Source organism: Edaphobacter sp. (assembly GCF_028283685.1).
In the GTDB taxonomy this organism is placed as follows: Bacteria; Acidobacteriota; Terriglobia; order Terriglobales; family Acidobacteriaceae; genus Edaphobacter.
This window is the reverse complement of the sequence record NZ_JAPWKF010000004.1, coordinates 115,315-132,615: the sequence shown is the minus strand read 5'-3', so window position 1 is coordinate 132,615 and position 17,301 is coordinate 115,315. Positions and strand designations below refer to the sequence as shown.

The window sequence follows — 17,301 nt, the reverse complement described above, 5'->3', positions numbered from 1 at the left end:
AAGAAGATCTACCACTCGCCGTTCTTGATGAGTTTTTTAATCCTGCGCACGGTCATCTCTTTTTTCAGACGGCTGATGCGGTCGATGAAGAGCACGCCATCGAGATGGTCAATCTCGTGCTGGAAGGCACGAGCGAGCAGCTCGTCGCCCTCAATCTCAAACCACTTGCCGTCGGCGTCCTGCGCACGCACCTTGACCCATGAGGCACGCTTGACCTTGTCGCGGATATCGGGCAGCGAGAGGCATCCCTCTTCCTCGTACTGCTCGCCCTCGCGCTCGATGATCTCCGGATTGATGAGGACGATCCTCTGCTCGGGGTCCTTCTTGAAGCTGACGTCGATGACCGTCAGGCGCTGCGAAAGACCGATCTGCGGCGCCGCGAGGCCGATTCCCTGCGCCTCGTACATCGATTCGAACATATCGTCGACCAGCGTCTTCAGCTTCTTGTCGAAGACGGTGATGGGCTCGCCCTTCTTCGCGAGCACAGGATCGGGGTACTTCACGATCTCGTAGATCGTCGCTTTACTTTCGGACTTTTTCACGTTCTTCGCCACGTCAGAATGCCTTTATCTGCTCAACATATCCTTTGTAATTGCGCTCCAGCTCGGTGAGCGAATCACCACCGAACTTCTCCAGAACGAGACGGGCAACGCACAGTGCAACCATCGCCTCGGCCGCAACGCCCGCCGCGGGCACCACACAGACGTCGGAGCGCTCGTAGGCCGCCTTCACAGGTTCCCGTGTATCGAAGCTGACCGATCCCAGCGGGCGGCGCAGCGTCGAGATGGGCTTGAGGTAGCCGCGTACGACGACGTCCTGACCATTGGAGATGCCGCCCTCGAGACCACCGGCGTTGTTATGTTCGCGGGAGAACTTTGTGAAGTCTTCTTCATTGCCTTCGTAGGCGATGGCGTCGTGAACGGTGGAACCGACGGACTCAGCTGCGGTTACGCCACGACCGATCTCGACGGCCTTGACCGCCTGCAGGCTCATCACTGCCTGGGCGAGCAGGCCGTCAAGACGCTCATCCCAGTTGACGTGCGTGCCGATGCCGGGAGGCAGGCCGTGCACCACAACCTCGAAGACGCCTCCGACGGTATCGCCGGTACGCAGCACAGCGTCCACCTCGGCCTTCATCCTGGCCTCATCCTCGGGATCGACGCAGTTCAGCAGGACCTCGTCTTTATACGAGAGAGCGACGATCTCCTCCCACTTCGCAGGGCGAGAGAGCTCGGCCTTACCGACGCGGATGACATGCGAGAGCACGTCAATGCCAAGGGCACGCAGCAGCAGCTTGGCGAGTGCGCCGGACGCAACCCGCGCGGTGGATTCACGAGCGCTTGCTCTTTCAAGCACATAACGCGCGTCCTTAAAGTTGTATTTCAGGGCGCCGGCGAGATCGGCATGCCCCGGGCGCGGCGAAGCGACAGCTTTATGCTTGGCGGGATCGCCCTCTTCAACGGGCAGAATCTCGGTCCAGTTCTTCCAGTCGTTATTGGCGATCGTCATCGCGATGGGCGAGCCGATGGTCTTGCCGTGGCGGACTCCGGAGAGGATGTGAGCGGCGTCGCGTTCGATGCGCATACGCCCACCTCGGCCATAGCCCTTCTGGCGGCGCCAAAGCTCGCGGCTGATGAACTCCAGATCAACCGGAACTCCAGCCGGAAGACCGCTGACCAGGGCGACGAGAGCCTCACCATGGCTCTCACCTGCTGTTGAAAATCGAAGCATCTTTCGGGGCTACCCTTATGATTTTTCAGCTCGGGCCGAAAGACTTATTGTAACAATCCGTTTGGCCCGAGCGAGGTCAGCCTATCGGAATCGAGTCGGCGTCGGTCATCGGAAGCGATTCCTGCTCGGCAGCCGCCTCCTCCTGTGGAGCAGGCTCAGAAGGGGCTTCGGGTTCGGGTCCATCGGCCAGCCATGCCTGGGAGTTGAACAGCGGTCGCTCCATCGAACGAATGTACTCGGTCGTATCCCCCGTTCCCTTGCCCTGCGCCTGGGCCGCGGCGAAGGCGTTGCGCAGGGTCTGCATCTTGGCCTCGAGGTCGTCGAGGGTGTTCAACAGCAGCGCCTCCGGGGTCATCGGCAGTTTGGGCGAGCCGAACTCATACTTGCCATGGTGCGAGAGGATCATGTGCTCGACAAGGATGCGGAGCTTTTCGGGCAGTGCGATGGCCCGGGCCTTCTCCAGCAGCATCCCCTGCGCGATGGAGATGTGGCCGATAAGCTGGCCTTCGAGCGTGTAACCGAAGCTGGACTTCCAGTAGAGTTCACGAACCTTCCCGATGTCGTGCAGGATGGCTCCGGTAACCAGAAGGTCGGCGTTGACTTCGGGATAAAACGGCGCGGTCGCCACGCAGACCCGGACGAGGGTGACGACGTGCTCCAGCAACCCGCCTATCCAGGCGTGATGCAGCATCTTGGCAGCCGGTGCAACGCGATAGGCCTGCGCGATCTCAGGATCGTCAAGAAAGGCGAAGACCAGACGCTTGAGATCCGCGTTGGCGAAGCTGTCGGCGTATCCGCGCAGCTCGGCCCACATGGCATCGACGTCGTACTGCGTGACGGGAAGATAGTCCGCGGGATCGATCTCCGTCTCGGCGGCGAAACGCAGCTTCATCAGCTGCATCTGGAACTTGCTCTGGTAGCGCGAGATCTGTCCCTGCACCTTGACATAGCAGCCTTCAAAACAGGGGGCTAGCGAATCGGCGAAGTCTTCCCACATGACTGCGGGCATGGAGCCGGTCTTGTCGGTGAGGGTCGCTGAGAGAAACTGGCCGCCCTGGCGACGGTCACGCAGCTGCATGGAGGAGAGGACGAAATAAGAGGTCACGACCGAGTTTTCGTGCCGCGCAGCGTCTGCGATGAAGAAGTCTTTCATGTACGACAAGAATACCGCTGCCATGTCCGGCAATCTACAACAGCAGCTGACAAAGGAAACGGCCGCGAGAGGCATCTTCCTCTCGCGGCCGTTTTGCTTAATGCTCGGTTGGATTACTGCTGTGGAGGAGTCGGTTGCGGTGCCTGAGGCGTGGTGTCTGCTGCGGGCACCGGAGTCGGCGTCATGCCCGAGGGGGTCGCTCCAAGGTTTGGGTTGACCGTAGGAGCAGGCGCAGGAGCCTCTGCCGGCTTCTCCACGGGCTTATTCTGAAGCCGCTGCTTGGCCTCACCCTTCTGGCGCTTCTTCTTCTTCTTGGTCGCCGTATCGCCGTTGAGACCGAACGGGGTTGCGTGCGCCTTCTCGTCGGCCTTCTCCTGGATATTAGGCGCTGCGGGGGTGAAGGCAGCCTTCTGCTTGATCGCAGCCTGCTTCCTGGCTTCCTTGTCCGCGGCTTCGGTCTTGGCGCGGTCCGAGAAGCGGGACTTCGCCGATGAAGCCGGCTTCGGGGCAAGTGGGTCGGCATCTGTCGAGCCAATTACCTGCGTCGTGGATTCGGTGGGAGCCATCGCGACACCGGGGGCGACCGCCGAGCCAGCGTCACCAGCCTGGGTGGAGGTCGCAGCACCGGCACCGGCACCAACCGACGTCTCCTGCGGTCCTGGAGGAAGAGCATTCCGCGGAGCCTGGCCAAAGCGAATCTTTTCGCGCTTGATCTTCTTCGGCTTGGAAGGCTTGGAGCTGACCTTGGCAGAAGAAGGTGCCGTCGGAGTTGCAGCAGCCGTAGCAGCAGCAGTTCCTGCGGCCGGAAGAGCCGGAGCTGCCGGCGGCGGCGCGGTTGTCTTGCTTACGGTTGAGTAACGGCCACCGCGGTCAAAGCGTTCCTTCTGCTTCTGCTTTTTCTTCGGAGCTGGCGGCGCATAAGCGCTGAAGACAGGCTTGGTCTGCCGCGGGCTGGCACCGCTGTCGACAAAACCGGGCTTGATGTCGATGAAGGCCTCTTCACGAAGCTTGGTCAGGTAGGTACGCAGTGCAGGCTGCATCGCCTGCATGTACATCGCCTCCTGAATCTGGGGCTCAACATCCTTCATCGCCGGGATACCCGGCTGTTGATGCTCCGTCACCTTGAGGATCACAAAGCCCTGGCGGGTACGAATGGGGGCGGTGTTCTGACCGGCAGCGAGGGGGAAGGTCTGGTCTTCCAGCACCTTAGCGAGAGCGCCGCGCTTGAACAGGCCCAGGTCGCCTCCTTGCGATGCAGTCGGTCCACCGGAGTTGGCCTTGGCAAGATCATCGAAGCTACTGCCGGTCTTGATTTTATCGGCAATCCCATCGGCCTTGGCCTTGGCCTGCTCGACGACAGCTTCGGAGGCATCGGCCGGCGTGGGAATCAGAATCTCGCTCAGGCGAACCTGCTCCGGCTGGGCAAACTCCTGCTTGTGCTGGTCGTAGTAGGCCTGCTCCTGCCCCTGCGTCATCTGCAGATGGCGACCCACTTCTTCACGCACCACCTGCTGGGTCAGGATGCCGTTGCGGATGTTGGCCTTGAAGTCCTCAAAAGAGACGCCGCCCTGTTGCTGGACCGCCTTTTCGAGATCTTCCATCGAGTCCAGATGGTTCTGCTTACGAATCTCATCAAGACGGCGGATGACTTCGGCGTCCGCGTTCAGGCCCATCTCCTTGGCGCGCGAGAGCAGAAGCTGCTGGTCGATCATGTCTCGCAACAGATTCTTTTGCCGGTCGGCGGCGTCGTCCGCAGGGACCTGATTCTGCTGATTTTCCGCCTCAAGCTGGTGAACACTGCGTTCCAGATCGCTGCGGTTGATGATCTGGTCGTTGACACGAACGATCACGTCTTCGACGACGACCCCGTTGGGGGTGATAGCGGCCGGCTTGGGCAGCTGGAGCTGCTGCTGCGGAGCATTGGGCATTTGAAGGGGGCTCTGATAGCGGGGAGCCTGGGCAAGAACCGCTACCGGCAACGCCAAAAGGCCCAGCCCACATACTGCCCTGAACTGCGAAATTCGAAAGGTCATCGTCACTCGTATCAAGAATTAAGGAACTCGCGGGCACCGGCCACCCGCTTCCGTCCTGCCGGTTTGGACTCCTCCGCAACTGCCGGACGGTATCCGTCCATATTCTAATCCGTTGGGGCTAGGAGGCGAAATGTCTGTTCTGCACACGGAATCCCGGCTTACCTGCCGATGCTATATTCCGTCCAACCGTGGACGCAGTCTATAGTTAAAGAACGGCGTTCAGATCCAGAGATCTGGGCGTCGAGGCACGGTCCAGCGTTTCCAGTCCCGCTGTTACGAGGTAAGCAAATCGATGGCACCCCGCACACGTCGCGCACTCTTTTCCGCCACAGTCTTTCTGGCCAGCTGCGCCGTCGCCGGATCATTCATCAACCAGCGCGTCTCGGCCCAATCGGCGAGCGACGAATCGACATTGCGCGACAGCCTGCACGATTTCACCAATGTCTACGCCCTGGTCGAGCAGAACTACGCCGACAAGATGACGACCGATAAGACGGATAAGGCCATCTATGACGGCGCTATCCCCGGGATGCTGCACGTGCTCGATCCGCACTCCAGCTTCTATGACCCGAAGGCCTACGCGCAGATGCGCGAAGACCAGCATGGACGGTACTACGGCGTCGGCATGACCATCCAGCCACAGCCAGACCCGACGGCCAAGGGCGGCACCAAGATTGTTGTGCTGTACCCGTTTGAAGGAACCCCTGCCTACAAAGCAGGCGTACGCCCTGGCGATGTCGTCCTTTCAGTGGACGGCAAGACCACGGAAGGCATGGACTCTGCAGGCGTCGCCACCATGCTGAAGGGACCGCGCAATACCCATGTGGTTGTGACCATGGGCCGCGAAGGCTCTGCGAAGCCGCTGGAGTTCGACCTTGTACGCGATGAGGTGTCTCGTCCTTCGGTTGACCTTGCCTTCATGATCAAACCCGGCATCGGCTACATGCACGTCACCAACTTCATGGAGACGACCAGCCGCGAGGTCGGCGATGCGCTGGATAAGTTCGGCGACATCAACGGTCTGGTTATCGACCTGCGCGGCAACCCCGGCGGCCTTCTGAACGAAGCCGTCAATATGTCCGACAAGTTCCTGCAGAAGGGGCAGATCGTCGTCTCGCAGCGCGGACGTGCCTTCCCCGACCAGGTCTATCGCGCATCGCATGGCTCGGATACGAAGTATCCCATCGTCGTCCTGGTCAACCGCAACACCGCCTCCGCTGCGGAGATCGTCTCGGGAGCACTACAGGATCATGATCGTGCGCTGATCGTCGGAGAGACCACCTTCGGCAAGGGCCTGGTGCAGACGGTCTTCCAGATCACCGAGAACACCGGGCTGGCTCTCACGACCTATCACTACTACACGCCGTCCGGCCGCCTGATTCAGCGTAACTACAATAACGTCTCGCTCTACGACTACTACTATGTGCGCGACTCCTCGACGCAGCCCAAGGACAAGTCGAATCTCGAGGTGAAGCTGACGGATTCGGGCCGCACAGTTTACGGTGGTGGCGGCATTACGCCGGACGAGAAGATCGATAACGTCAAGTCGAACCGCTTCCAGGAGACGCTGCTCAGCCGGTATGCGTTCTTCAACTTCAGCAAGCACTATTTCGCTCAGCACGGCTCCGTCAACAAGGACTTCGTTGTGGACGATGCCGTTCTGCAGGAGTTCAAGAACTTCCTGAAGGCGCAGAGCCCGGCTATCGAATATACCGATCAGGACATCGCCGGCGTACAGGACTGGGTAAAAGAGAGCATCAAGAGCGACCTCTTCACCTCGCAGTTCGGACAGCTCGATGGACTCAAGGTACGTGCTGAGTGGGACCCGCAGATCGCCAAGGCGGTGACCTTCATCCCTGAGGCACAGACCCTGCAGGATCACCTGAAGCTGGCACTGAAGAATAATCCTCCGGCCCATTGATCGGACGGACGAAACGACAGGAAAGGCGCCCGTGCTGATTGCGGGCGTCTTCTCTTTGCGGCAGGACCAGGAAGACCATCCATAAAGAGAGGAAGGTTCCAATTGTCCTTGATCACCCGAATCACAGGCGCTTCCCTTCTGGCGGCAGCACTCTCGGCCTCTTGCCAGCAACCACTAATGGTCTCCGGAACGGCAACCTATCGGGAGAGGATGGCTCTACCGCAGGGCGCAGTCTTTGCGGCCACTCTTGAAGACGTCTCCCGCGCCGATGCACCCGCGATAGTGATTCGCGAGTATCGCAAAGAAGATCCTGGTAATCCTCCGTTCCAGTTCACGATTCCTTACGACCCGGCGCAGATCGTCACCAACCATATCTACGTCGTACGAGCACGCGTCACAGTGCAGGGACATCTTTTGTTCACCAGCTCCGAGCGTAAGCAGGTACTCACGCTGGGCCACGGCTCCGAGATCGGAGAGATGATCGTGATGCAACATGTCCCCTCCGGAAGCACCACCGCAAAGAAGCCGGCGACTCCTGCGGGCGAAATCTCCACGGCCGATCTTCCTCTAGAAGGCACGCTCTGGAAGCTCACCGAGCTGAACGGCAAGCCGGTCAAGACGATAGGAGAGGAGCACGCTCCAAACCTCATCTTTCACGCCAAAGAGAAACGCGTCTCAGGTTCAGGTGGCTGCAATCGCATCATGGGAGGCTACATGGTCCGGGGTGAGAGCATTCACTTCAACGGCGTTGCCAGCACCATGATGGCCTGCCAGCATGGCATGGACACGGAACAGGCATTTCTGGCCGCACTTCAGAAAGTCCAAACATGGAAGCTAGACGGAAGTTCACTGAGCTTGTCGGACGGCTCAGGAACGGTCCTGGCAAAACTGACAGCAAGCTTGCAGAAGTAGAGCAAAGTAAGCAGGAGGCGGGATCAAATCGGCGTTGAAGTGAGGATGACCCAGAGTTATTGGACTCGGCTTCCAACCTCGATATACGCTTGCGCCCTACCGAGTCAAGAGCCCCCACCAAGGGCTGTTGACTCGGTTTCGTTTTGCTCACGCTATCGATGATTCCACTGGAGGCTCACGCCCAGTTGCTCCCGTTCCTACGGATGCAACTCTAACTTACTTCCTTACGCTCAGGAATCTTGGCGCGCAAGGCATTCAATCTCTCTGTCAGGTGAGCCTGGAGAGTGGCAGACTCGGGTCTGCCATAAAGATTGTTGTGCTCACTCGGATCGACTCGAAGATCGTAAAGCTCTCCCTCTGACGGATCTTGAACATATTGGATCAACTTATACCGATCCGTCCGAATGCCACGATGTGGGGCGACGTTCTCTGGATTCGGCCACTCGTAATACTCGTAGTACCACTCCTCGCGGAAGGCTGGGTCTGTCTTCTTTGCAAGAGGCAATATGCTCTTACCTTGCATATGGGCTGGAGTAGGAATGCCTGCCAGATCGAGCAACGTTGGCGCAATGTCTGTATCCAGAATCATCTCTTCCCGCACCGTGCCGGCGGGGATGCGTTTGGGGAAGCGCACTTGGAATGGAACGCGGATGGACGGCTCGTGCATCAGACGCTTGTCGAAGAGCCGCCATTCCCCCAGGAAGTATCCATGGTCAGAGGTGTGCAGAATGGCCGTATCGTCGAGAATATTCTTCTTCTCCAGATGATCGAGAATGCGGCCAATGTTCTCATCCACAGCAACCAGACCCGCGTAGTAGTCCTTTGCCACACCTTCAAGGGAACCGCAGGCAACGTGTGAAGACGTCGTACCAAGCTTATTCTCCGCATCAACAAAACTCTTCGGCTTACCTGGATATCCCTTGAGGTCGTCATCAAAGCTTGAAGGCTTCGCGATAGCTATGCCGTTGTAGAGATCTGCATGACGACGCGGACGGAAGAATGGTTCGTGCGGGGCAACGAACCAAATGAGGACGCAGAAGGGCTTGTCACCGCGATCTTCATCAATCCATGAGATTGCACGATCTGTAGTGAGGTCGTCCGGATAGACGGCCTGGTACTGCTTCTGGGGTCCGATCTGCCCTTTGTGCCCCTCTTTGAACAGCGGGTTTGCGTAATCGTTCCCGGGACTATTGTGACCGAAGTAGTAATCCCAGTTCCGTTCCTCCACTCCGTTCCGGGTATGGACTTTGCCCAGGATCGCGACTTCATACCCTTCCTTCTGCAAGATCTCGGTAAAGAGCGGAATGTCGGCAGCTAACGGTATATGGCCCTTGGTGTTGTCAAGAGCCCCCGTGGAACGCGAATACATGCCGGTCAGTGCGGTTGCGCGTGCCGGGGCGCAAAGTGCATTTGTGCAAAAGGCATTTGTGAAACGGATGCCTTCACGTCCTATGCGGTCATGGTTCGGCGTCTTGAGGATTGGATGGCCTGCGATAGAAAGCGCGTCGGCACGCTGTCCCTCCCCCAGGAAGAAGACAAGATTGGGACGTTTCTGCTTGCCCTGGGCCACGGCTAAAGTTGGCGCTATTGTCGAGACCGCTGCAGTACCTGCAATCGCAAGCGATGCTTGCAGAAAGTCGCGTCTGGTCGTCGCCCCCTGCTGGAAAGTCGGTATCTCGTGACGCTGTTCATTTGCTTCTGACATGAAAATCCTTTCGTCCATTCGGCAGGTGTATTTAGAAAGAGAACTTCGCCTTGAAAACGATATTGCGTGGATCGAGCGCTGAAGTGATCTTCCCGAACGTCGCAGCACCAACTGTCGTCCCAAGCCCATTGAAAGCGGGGTGATTGAAGAGATTGAAGAACTCCCCTTCGAATTTCGCCGTTACCGGTGTGTCGCCGATGAAACGGAACGTTGCTTTCTTGGAGAGGTTGAACTGAGTGCTATTCAGACCAGGCTGGCGAATAGTGTTGAGTCCCAGATTGCCGAAAGTCCCCAACGTTGGCTGAGTGAAGTTCGCCGTCGAGAAGTAATTATTGATGTTGCCATGTTGATAGGTAACAGGGCCCGTTACATTCGGTCGCTGTCCCGTATTCCCAACGCCAGCGCGATCCGCAGCAATTGTCAGGGTCACCGGCGTTCCTCCCTGAAAGGTGGATACGCCACTGACCTCCCAACCTCCGAGTGTGTAGGCGATAAGGCTGCGGTTACCACGGAAGAACGGCAGGTCGTACACATAGTTGATCGTGAAACTCTGTGGTCTGTCGTATGCGGTTGGCCCCTTCTCATTCACGAACTGATTCTGCCCCACCTGCGAACCCAATGAACGGGAATATGTGTATGCGGCTTCAAAAAGAAATCCGTTCTTGAAACGGCGGCGTGCATCAACCTGAAGCGAGTTATAGCTCGCGGAAGCAGAGCGCACATCGTAGTTGATGGCCGCATAGCCTTTGTATGGCCGCACGGTATTCACGTTGACCGTTCCCGCTGCAACTGCAGCGTTAGGCTGAGCCTGGTTGATGTTGGGCGTCTGATCCAGGTGACGCGCGCTGTTGCCCACATAGCTTACCGACAGAACCGTGGATCCAGGAAGTTGTTTCTCTATCGTGAGGGAGTACTGCGTCACCGTTGGATAGAGCTTACGAACATCAAATGCAGCGAGCGTCGGAGGAAAAAGCGTCTGCGCACCAGCAGCGAAACCCGTGAGCGTTGTGTTGTAGATCGTGGCAGACTGCGCGAATGGCGGATTACCGCTCAGATTCTCATGATTGTCATTGTCCCAATGATAAAACAGGCCGTACCCGCCACGAATAGACGTCGTCGAAGACCCAAACGGAGACCACGCAAAGCCTATGCGCGGCCCAATATTGTTCCGCGCACCTGTGAGAGAACGAGGAAGATCAAGCCCTTTCTTGTTCGCTGGCGTGATGATTCCGTTGAGGGGATCGCCAGTGCCGGCAACCAACGTTCCCGTTGAAGTAATGATGGGTGCGTCCGCAGCGGAATAGAGACTGGGTACAAAGCCAGAGATGTGGTCGTATTTGTCGTAGCCGTTAGGCGCTCCCTGGAAGATCGTGTCGCGCACCCCCAGGTTGAGCGTCAGGTTGCGAGTGACCTTCCAGTCATCCTGCACATAGGCCTCATACATATTCGAGAAGAGATACACGTTAGGAACATTGCTCTGTTCTACGTAGCTGAAAGCATGCCCTGTAAGAAAATCGGCCAACGCATTACCGGTAGCAGACCCTGTGAAACTAAAGGATCCGGCTTGTCCGCCATATGGGAATCGATCAAACTTCTGAATACGCAGGATATTAAATCCTGTCTTGATTGAGTGATTGTGCAATTGCTTTGTCAGATCATCACGCCAGGTGTACACGTTGTTTGTGTTGTTCGTAAGTCCTTGCGCACCAATCGAGGAAAACCCGCTAATTGTGATCGTAGGAATCAGGTTGTAGATATTTGCGTTATACAAGCTTGGGATTGTTAGTCCGGACGGACGCTGTCCATCGCTATTTGGCGTTTGTGTAATCTGATTGCGCGAATAGCCAACAGTCACCTGATTAAGCAGCGTGGGCGAGAAGATGTGTGTCCACTGGAGAACGCCATTCTGCCCCGGCTTTGAAAAGGAACCACCGATTGTTGCGAAAGACTGATTAGATGGTTTCAGAATTGCCTGCTGCTGACTCCAGGCGTCGTGCGCATAGCGCGCCGTGATCGTATCACTGGGAGACAGAATTGCGTCGATACGTATTAGCTCTTCGCGCCAGCTTGTCTGACTCTTAGGACTTATGACGTAGTTCGAGGAGCTTGTACTGTTCGGCAACGGAAAGTATGCATTCAATAAGATTGTTGCGTTGGGATCAATGTTCGTGATCTGGTTGCCTGCGTAAGGAAGTCCGGTAGCAGGATTCGTAATCGGCGCGGAACCAGCAAAGTTTCCCGTTCTCTGCGCAACAGTCGGTGTCGTCGCAGTGAAGGTACTCTGCGGCGCTGAAGTAAAGCTGGTAAGTTCTGGCCCGGATCGGCGATCAAAGGCCTGCGACCAGAAGAAGAAGAGATTGCGTGTGAACCGTCCCTTGGCACCAGGAAGAAGATGACCGCCGAAATCGTATCCAAAGTTGTTGTCATGTAGCGGTGGCTTCGAAGTATTGAAGTAGTTCCGCGCATTCAGTGCGTCGTTCGAAAACACCTCGTACAAGTCTCCGTGATACTTCTCGCCACCGGAACGTGTCACGACGTTCACCTGGCTGTAGCCGAACGAGCCAATATCTGCCGTGTAGTTGCTCTTATGAACCTGGACCTCCTGTATCGCTTCCATGGGAGGAAAGAGATTGAGTCCGCGGTTGCCACCTGTATCCATCGCCAGGATGCCGTCATAGGTGAAGGCGTTTGAGTTGATGCGGCCGCCGTTGACAGATGTGAGAGGATTGCCTTCCTGTCCCACCCCCATGCGCTGTCCCGTCTGCGAACTGCTTACTCCTGTACCAAGCGAAAGAAACTGCGTGAAGTTACGCCCATTTGTCGCAAGTTCACTTAGCTGCGTTCCCGTGATGATCGTGTTGAGTGAGCCCTCTGAGGTTTCGATCGCCGGAGCCGCATCCGTGACAGTCGTCGTATCCGTCGTCCCACCCACCGACAGTTGAAGATTAATAGTGCGTGTCGTATCCGATTGCAGATTAATCCCTTGCTGCTCTATGCGCTGAAACCCAGGCGCAGATGCAAGGACGATATACTCGCCTGCACGTAACGCGGGTAGAGAATAAAAACCATTGGAGTTCGCCTTTGTGGAACGTTCAATCCCAGTTGATGTTTGGCGAACCGTCACCTCCGCCTCTGCAATGACGGCGCCGGAACTGTCACTAATGGTTCCGCTCAGGGTTCCACTACCTGAACTTTGAGCAACTGCAGAAACAGATCTGAGAGAAAACAGAAAAACAAATACAAGCAGGAGTGATCGCTTGGAAAACATAAAGCCTCTCTGACGACGTGCGTCACAAGCGCAGGGGAAAACCGTGCACAAAAATGCAACAGACACTAAAGTCACTTGCTATTTATCGAGGTAGATAAGAGAAAAGAGCTAACCGCGCAAGTTCTCGCCGGACCGCTGAAAAATGGTCAACAGCAACAACAAAGCGTTAGCTTGGCAGGAAGGGACTGCATAGGAAAAAAGCTTATCACACCGAAGGAGCCCCTTGTTAGGCGCTCAATCTAGATTCGCACGATCGCAAAGACAGGCTGCGGCGCTGCGGTCCTATTTGTCAAGACGCTTCGTTGGCCCTACATGTCAATCAAATGCCTTTCCCGCCTGCCACAAGTGCTCACGGGCCTGCTTCGCAAAGAGGTTCAGACTCTAAGGCAGAACATGAGAACTACGCGACGCGCTAAGAAATCCCGCAATGAAGGCTGCTTGCTGCGAGCGGGTTCCCTCATCCCAGTGGATATGGTCTATATAGTGGCCAGCTCCCAGTTGTTTTGTGAAGGTATAGAGATCAATCACAGGCGCACCGGCGGACGAAAAGATCTGGCGGGCAATCTCGTTATATTGAATGACGTCGCGATCGTAACGATAGAACTCCTTGGAGAGTGAATTATGACGCGCGTCATCTACTGGCGTGCTGTTGATCCAGACGATCTTTCCATGATGTTTACGCACCAGAGCGATCATCTTCTCCAGATTGGAGCGGTACTCGGACGGATCGATCGCGATGGCATTTGTCTGTGGAATTCGTTTGATGTCATGCAGACCGCAGTTGATGAGTACAACATCAGGCCTGAAATCCTCCTGCTCATACCGCTTCTGGAGATACTCGAGCACCATGCGGGAGTTGCCTCCCTGGACCTCTGGGTCACTTAACTGCTGGGCGATGCTTTCGGGTTTGGGTGAAGTCTTGCGGCTGAAACTATAGATGTTGGCGACGTCGCTCTGCAGAAACGGCGTGTAATAAATCGATATGCTGTCGCCTACAAGGAATAGTTTGGGCAGGTTTTGAGCTACACCACAAAGAGGCGCGACAAATCCCAACAGTAGAATCGAAAGCCATCGTCTCATCAAAGCAACTCCTAGAAGCTAAATCGCGCAGACAGGCGCATGGTCCGCTGGTTCGACGCGGAAGTGATTACGGAAAATCCGTTTAGATTCTGCACACCATTAGAGGTAGTTACATTCGACACATTCGTCCCGGGATTGCCGAAGCGCGGAGTATTGGTGAGATTGAATGCCTCACCGCGGATCTGAAACTCATAACGCTCAGCAAAGCGGAATGCACGCGAAACGCCGAAATTCCAGTTGAAGAATCCAGGCCCGCGCACGGAACCTTTCGAAGCCGTTCCGAAAGATGCAGTCGTCACCGCACTGAACGCCGCCGGATCGAAGTAAGAGTGGGCAGAATCATGGCCGCCAAGAATTTTCACCCGTGAGACCAGTTGATTCGCAAATTGGCTATTGCCCGGCGCATTCAACGACGAAGCGGATGAGGTGATCGTAATCGGCGTTCCACTCGTTCTAATTAGAAGGTTATTGATCTGCCATCCGCCCAGCAGAACCGATCCTACTCCTTTGCTGAGGAACGGCTGCCCTTTACCAAACGGTAGGGGCGTATTGCCATATGCCACGAAGTTGTGAGTAAGATCGAAGCCTGCCACACCGCGGTTCTTGTTATAGGCCGGCAGATAGCTTACAAGCGGGGTCGCATCGGAGTTATCCGGGTAATTATTGATGGATCGGGAGTAAGTGTAATTGACGCCGATCATGCCACCATTTCCGAACCTCTTCTTCGCGATGACCTGCAGTCCGTTATAGCTCGCTGTGCCCATTGGAGTCTCTTGATAGATGCTGGCTGTTGTCCCCAGAGACTGATACAGCGCACCTCCAGCTGTCCCTGTTCCAGGCGCGGCAGCATTCAGGTTAAGAGCAACGACCTCACGAATTGACAGCGTCCCGACATAAGTGGCCTGCAGAGTCATGCCGTGGAAGAGTTCACGCTGCACGGCCAGGTTGTACGACTCGATATAGCCGCGGCGATACTTTCGGGGATAGGTTGTCGTCGTCAGCGTAAGTGGAAGCCGTAAGACGCCTGAGCTGATATCTGGAAAGGCCGCTGCGGGTATACCGGTCGCAAGATTTCCTCCAGCAGCATAACTGCTGCTGCCACTGTAGGACTGCGAGATGATCGCCGGATACGCGACAAGCATGTTGCGGAAGCTGTCCGGGTTCACGGTGATACCGTAGCCGGCGCGAACCACAGTCTTATCGCCAATGCGGTATGTCAGTCCAAAACGCGGAGCGAAGTTTCCTTTTCCGGCGTCGACGCCAGCCGTCTTTGGCACAGAACCTAAGCCACCCAGGTAGACGTTGCCATCCTGCGGATTATAGGCATTACCGCCAAAGTGATCGCGAGTTGCGAAGGGATACACCTCGTAGCGCAAGCCATAGTTTAATGTGACATCTTTACTGATCTGCCACTGATCGCGCGCATAAAAAGCCCACACCGACTCCCTCAGGGTGCCGGGATTGAGGAACTGCGTATCTTTGCCCATCGTCTGTGGCAGACCCAGCAAAAAATCTGCGAAAGCATTGTAGGAGTTCGTCGCGGCACCGCCCTTCAACGATGTGATGCCCCCGGTAAAGGTAAAGCCACCGCGAGGTCCGTAGGTGTTCTGCGGTTGGAAATGGTTCACCTGATAGCGCTGAAACTCCATACCGAAGCGCATGGAGTGTGCGTGACGAATCCAGCTCAGGTTGGCAGCCGTCGTGTAAGTGTTGTCGTGGTACAGCTGAGGATTAGGAGAGGACGGATTGCCCAGCGAAGAAAGGCCGCTGATGACGAACGCCGGAAAGCCTGCCTGTAACGGGTTCGGGCCATTGGTTCCGGGGATCTGCAGAAAAGTCAGACCATAGTTCTGATCGAGATCGGTGTTCGCAGTCGATAGCCCAATACGTGAGAAGCCAACGTTTGCATCGGCCAGTACCCTCTCCGAGAAGGCATAGGTTCCTCCGATACCTACAGCCTGAATGATGCTCGGTGCATTACCGGGCTGCCCCCCGTCGACCGGCGTACCTCCGGCTTTCTCTAACGGCTGGGGATCAAAGAGATTTGACTTTTGAATTCCATATCGCCCGAAGACCGTTGCCCGGTTCGACACTTTGTAATCGACTCTGCTGTCGATAATGTCGCGCGTGTATTGCCCGCTGGCGCTGGTGAAGTAGTTGGCCGATAATGCCGACGTCGAAACATTTGTCGCGGGCAGAATAGACATCATCTGCGAAGCCGCATAGGCAATGCGCGATGCAGGGATGATGTTATTTGGAAATGGTTGGCGTCCCGTTCCATCCGCGTTACCCGTTGCCGGATCGTAGATGGTTGAGCCGGTTCCCTGAAAATTTCCACTGCGCATCGCCGCCGTTGGGATTGTTTGAAAGCCGCTCTGGTTCTGTGATCGACGCGACCTCTCCCAATTAGCGAAGAAAAATGCGCGGTTGCGGATAATCGGTCCGCCGAAGTTCGCACCGAACTGATTGAGGATGTATTTGGGAACATTCGCTTGTGTAACCGGGAGAAAGTAGTTGCGGGCTGCCAGTGCGCTTACGGTGTTGTACTCCCATGCGTTGCCGTGAAATTGGTTGGTTCCGGACTTGGTTGCGATGTTGACGATTGCTCCCGCTGCAAGCCCTTGCTCCGCGTCGAAGCTATTGGTAACGATGTCGACTGATTGGATTGCCTCCGTGGAGGGAATGTAAGCTGCCACATCAGGCACCCACGCATAGATCGAGCTGGCACCATCGATGCGCGTGTTGTTGTTCGTATTCGAAACGCCGTTGACGTTCGAGACTAACGTGTCGGACGGCACTCCGGACTCCGAGTGTCCCAGAACAGGCGGCGAAAAGCCCGGCACCAGGGTATAGAGACTCTGGATATTCCGCATGCCAGGCCCAGGTCCGCCGGGCAGAGAGACTAACTGGTCAGACTCCAGCTGCGCCGAAACGCTCGCCTGATCTGTTTGAAGCGAGGGAGGAGCTGAAACGATGGTGACCGACTCGTTGACGGTAGATGGCTCAAGCGTGAAGTCTACGCGTCGTTCCGTATTGGGCTGGATCATGATGCCCTGTGAACTGATACCGCGAAAGGTCTGCGCTGTAACAGTCAAGGTGTAAGGACCGGCTGCCAGTGCAGGAAAGAGAAAGTGTCCCGAACTGTCGCTCGTTATGCTGGTCGCAATACCGGTTGCCGTATTCTTCGCCTCGACAGAAGCTCCGGCCACACTACCGCCCGCTGTGTCTACGAGGTTGCCGACCAATTGGCCGTAAAGGACCTGTGCGCTCGCCTGAGTTGTCGTGAGCATCGCAAGGATGCCAAGAAGAAACAGGCTGACGAGCGTTTGGGGCCGGGGTATTGCGAATGAGGATGCACGGTACATAGACGATCTCCTGTACGTGGAACAAGCGAGACCCCGCTTGTGCGGAGTAACGTTTTATGAACTTAAAATGAACCGATTCACTTTTGACGGAAAGAATAATTACGTATGCGTGTTTTATCTGTCAAGCATTTTC

The 17,301-nt window shown here is 56.3% G+C and carries 10 protein-coding genes; 2 read left to right on the top strand and 8 right to left on the bottom strand.

Features of this window, described 5'->3' with window-relative positions; all coding sequences use genetic code 11:
* Positions 1 to 8: 8 nt before the first annotated feature.
* From def to PW789_RS05455, 4 genes are all read right to left on the bottom strand, one after another.
* Complete coding sequence (gene def / locus PW789_RS05470) at positions 9 to 542, bottom strand: peptide deformylase (protein ID WP_299372613.1); 534 nt, start codon at positions 540 to 542, stop codon at positions 9 to 11.
* Positions 543 to 555: 13 nt separating this feature from the next.
* On the bottom strand, positions 556 to 1,731 hold the full coding sequence (gene aroC / locus PW789_RS05465; protein WP_299372610.1) for a chorismate synthase: 1,176 nt from the start codon (positions 1,729 to 1,731) through the stop codon (positions 556 to 558).
* A 76-nt stretch (positions 1,732 to 1,807) separates the two neighbouring features.
* Positions 1,808 to 2,908 (bottom strand): HD domain-containing protein, encoded by a 1,101-nt coding sequence (locus tag PW789_RS05460; RefSeq protein WP_299372607.1) that lies wholly within the window; start codon positions 2,906 to 2,908, stop codon positions 1,808 to 1,810.
* 89 nt (positions 2,909 to 2,997) lie between these two features.
* Positions 2,998 to 4,917 (bottom strand): peptidylprolyl isomerase, encoded by a 1,920-nt coding sequence (locus PW789_RS05455; protein ID WP_299372604.1) that lies wholly within the window; start codon positions 4,915 to 4,917, stop codon positions 2,998 to 3,000.
* Positions 4,918 to 5,209: 292 nt separating this feature from the next.
* Between PW789_RS05455 and PW789_RS05450 the strand changes: the two genes are divergently transcribed.
* Together PW789_RS05450 and PW789_RS05445 are read left to right on the top strand one after the other, a co-directional pair.
* A complete protein-coding gene (locus PW789_RS05450; RefSeq protein ID WP_299372601.1) occupies positions 5,210 to 6,838 on the top strand; it encodes a S41 family peptidase in 1,629 nt (542 codons plus the stop codon).
* Positions 6,839 to 7,015: 177 nt separating this feature from the next.
* Complete coding sequence (locus PW789_RS05445; RefSeq protein ID WP_299372598.1) at positions 7,016 to 7,750, top strand: META domain-containing protein; 735 nt, start codon at positions 7,016 to 7,018, stop codon at positions 7,748 to 7,750.
* Positions 7,751 to 7,961: 211 nt separating this feature from the next.
* On the opposite strand, the gene PW789_RS05440 is transcribed toward PW789_RS05445, so the two are convergent.
* The 4 genes from PW789_RS05440 to PW789_RS05425 form a co-directional block, all read right to left on the bottom strand.
* Positions 7,962 to 9,455, bottom strand: coding sequence for a sulfatase/phosphatase domain-containing protein (locus tag PW789_RS05440; protein ID WP_299372595.1), 1,494 nt, complete (start codon positions 9,453 to 9,455; stop codon positions 7,962 to 7,964).
* A gap of 31 nt (positions 9,456 to 9,486) precedes the next feature.
* Positions 9,487 to 12,723, bottom strand: coding sequence for a carboxypeptidase-like regulatory domain-containing protein (locus tag PW789_RS05435; RefSeq protein WP_299372593.1), 3,237 nt, complete (start codon positions 12,721 to 12,723; stop codon positions 9,487 to 9,489).
* A gap of 381 nt (positions 12,724 to 13,104) precedes the next feature.
* Positions 13,105 to 13,776, bottom strand: a complete 672-nt coding sequence (locus PW789_RS05430) for an SGNH/GDSL hydrolase family protein (RefSeq protein ID WP_299372589.1) — start codon at positions 13,774 to 13,776, stop codon at positions 13,105 to 13,107.
* A gap of 38 nt (positions 13,777 to 13,814) precedes the next feature.
* Positions 13,815 to 17,168, bottom strand: coding sequence for a TonB-dependent receptor (locus PW789_RS05425; protein ID WP_299372586.1), 3,354 nt, complete (start codon positions 17,166 to 17,168; stop codon positions 13,815 to 13,817).
* Positions 17,169 to 17,301: the final 133 nt, after the last annotated feature.